Raw genomic sequence first — 2,499 nt, 5'->3', positions numbered from 1 at the left:
CTGGTCATGCATGGCGACGACGACCAGATCGTGCCGATCGCCGACGCGGCGCTGAAGTCGGTCAAGCTGCTGAAGAACGGCACGCTCAAGGTGTACAAGGGCTTCCCGCACGGCATGCTCACCACCCACGCGGAAGTCATCAACCCCGATCTGCTGGCGTTCTTCACGAGCTGAGCGGCCGGCGCGATAACCAGCCTGGCCCGCCTCAGGCCAGGCCGCTCGCCAGCGCCGCGAGCGCCGCGACAAGTCGCGTTAGGAATAAAGACAATCGATGACATGTCGAATTTTGATATAATCGATTTATTGCGGCCCCGTGGTTTGAACGGCGGGGATTTCGCAGTGCCTGCTCGGAGCAAACCTCCATCCCGTGCGGGCTGTTTGGCGACTTCGTCGCCCGGTGGGTCTGTAGAGCTGCAGCCAACCGACTTCCTGATTGGCTCACGCAGGTTCACACAAGCCTGCGATCCCGAATGAACTAGATTCCAAAAATCGGTATTTCCATGGGCAAGTACGTCGTTTCGCCCGCGACACACGAGACCCCTTGTGGCGGCTTTCGTGCCTCCTTCTCGGTCCAACGTTCCCAAGGCAACGGGAGCTATTGCCGGATCTTTCGCTTCGACAAGGCCTTCGCGTCGCGCGAAGCGGCCCGGCTCTTTGCAGTCACCCAGGGCTGGCTGCAAACGTGCATGCCCCACCCCCCGACGTGTTGATGATCTGCCACGCAGATCCAGAACCCGCCACCTGTTTTCAATTGCTGCGGACGCCCCATCCGCACGCCGTGTTCCAACGCGCGACATTCGTTGCGCACCTTCATTCAGAAAGGCTCTTTTCATGAGCGTCAAAATCTACGTCGGCAACCTGCCTTATTCCGTGACCGATTCCAGCCTGGGAAGCAACTTTGCCGAATTTGGCAGCGTCGCTTCGGCCAAGGTCATGATGGACCGTGAAACCGGCCGCTCCAAGGGCTTTGGCTTTGTGGAAATGGCTTCCGCCGAAGCGGCCCAAGCCGCCATCACGGGGCTGAACGGCATGTCCGTCGATGGACGCTCGATCGTCGTCAACCTGGCGCGCCCGCGCGAAGAGGGTGGCGGCTCGGGTGGCTACAGCGCCGCCGGCTACAACACGGGCAAACGCTCGGACGTTGGCTATGGCACCGGTGGGTACGGCGGCGGTCGCTACTGAGCGCTTCCATTCCCTCTGAAGACCGGCTTTCCTGAGCCGGTTTTTTTTGTCCGGCTCGCGCAGATCGCAGCAGCGGCAGCGCTGATCGGGGCCGACTCAGGGCAGTTCGCATCGCCTCGGCATATCGGCCCCGCGGCGCGAGCAGGTGATGGCAGCGGCCTGGGCTGCGAAGCGCAGCAGCGCATCCAATTGCCCGTCGGCCAGTGTCGTCAGCGCCGCGGGCGCCAGCGCATCGTGGTCGTCCAGCCATGTCAGCAAGGCAGCCTGGAAAGTGTCGCCGGCGCCGACCGTGTCGATGACCTTCACCGGCTTGGACGGCGCCTTGGCATGTGCATTGGCCGTCCACGCGCTGGAGCCCGCGCCCCCGCGCGTGACGACCACCAGCGCCGCGCCCCGCTTCAGCCATCGCGGCGCCACCTGCTCGGGTGATTCGCCGGGGTAGAGCAGGGCGAGATCTTCCTCGCTCACCTTGACCAGGTGGGCCAGCGAGACCATGTCCTCGACCACCTGGCGCCAGCGGTCGATATCGGGTTCGACGTTGAGCCGGACGTTCGGGTCGTAGGCGATCAGGCAACGTGCGCGAGCGGAGGCCGCCAGGGCGCGCAGCGTGCTGCCGACCGGCTCCACAACGAGCGCGTAGGAGCCGAGCTGCAGCACGCGTGTCTGCGCCGGCAACGCAGGGAGCGTGCCGGGCGTGAGCTGCCGGTCGGCCGCGCCGTTGCCGTGGAAGTCGTAGCGAGGCACGCCGGTCGCGTCGATGCTGACGACGCTGAGCGTGCTCGGAGCGTCGCTGCGCAGGACCAGCGAGGTGTCGACGCCCTCGGCCACCAGCGACGCCAGCAGGCGCTCGCCGATGGCGTCGGTCGACAGCGTGGAAAGGAAGGCCGCGGGCCGTGCCAGCCGCGCCAGGCCCTGCGCCACATTGAGGGGCGAGCCGCCGATGCGGGCGTCGAGCCGCAGGCCGGTGGGCGTTGACTCGCCCATGTAGACGTCCATCAGAGCTTCACCACAGACCACGAACATGTTGCTGTCTCCTTCGGGTTAACACTAAATAAATCAACTTGATTTAAGAACTCGAAGCGAACTATAGTTGCATCGCCCCAGGACGCAAAGCCCCGTCAAGGGCCCGGATTTCCTTCAAGCCCCGCAGGCGCTCCGCCCGCAATCCCAGGAGACAACCCGATGCTCAAGCTCACCCTCGCCGCCGCCCTGACCTCAGCCGCGCTGGCCGCCCAGTTCCCCGCCCAGGCCGCCGAGCCCGTGATCGGCCTGATCACCAAGACCGAGACCAACCCCTTCTTCGTCAAGATGAAGGAA

At 64.7% G+C, this 2,499-nt stretch carries 4 protein-coding genes and 1 pseudogene; 4 read left to right on the top strand and 1 reads right to left on the bottom strand.

Going from position 1 to position 2,499, the window contains the following annotated elements:
• The 3 genes from AC1DF3_RS36775 to AC1DF3_RS36765 form a co-directional block, all read left to right on the top strand.
• Positions 1-174: alpha/beta fold hydrolase (locus AC1DF3_RS36775; RefSeq protein ID WP_478142780.1), on the top strand; the 174-nt coding region annotated here is incomplete at its 5' end.
• 326 nt (positions 175-500) lie between these two features.
• Entirely contained in the window at positions 501-710 is a 210-nt protein-coding gene (locus AC1DF3_RS36770) for a hypothetical protein (RefSeq protein ID WP_353506750.1), read from the top strand.
• 121 nt (positions 711-831) lie between these two features.
• The gene (locus AC1DF3_RS36765; RefSeq protein ID WP_286538153.1) at positions 832-1,182 is read left to right on the top strand and encodes an RNA recognition motif domain-containing protein; all 351 of its coding nucleotides are present in this window, start codon (positions 832-834) and stop codon (positions 1,180-1,182) included.
• 96 nt (positions 1,183-1,278) lie between these two features.
• On the opposite strand, the gene AC1DF3_RS36760 is transcribed toward AC1DF3_RS36765, so the two are convergent.
• On the bottom strand, positions 1,279-2,205 hold the full coding sequence (locus AC1DF3_RS36760) for a carbohydrate kinase family protein (protein ID WP_478142779.1): 927 nt from the start codon (positions 2,203-2,205) through the stop codon (positions 1,279-1,281).
• Positions 2,206-2,364: 159 nt separating this feature from the next.
• Between AC1DF3_RS36760 and AC1DF3_RS36755 the strand changes: the two are divergent.
• Positions 2,365-2,499: pseudogene (locus AC1DF3_RS36755) on the top strand (sugar ABC transporter substrate-binding protein); the annotation flags it as partial.

The sequence above is a fragment of the Variovorax sp. 10N432 genome, assembly GCF_056394465.1.
Note: the sequence above shows the minus strand (reverse complement) of the source record. Positions and strands in the feature narration are given on the sequence as shown.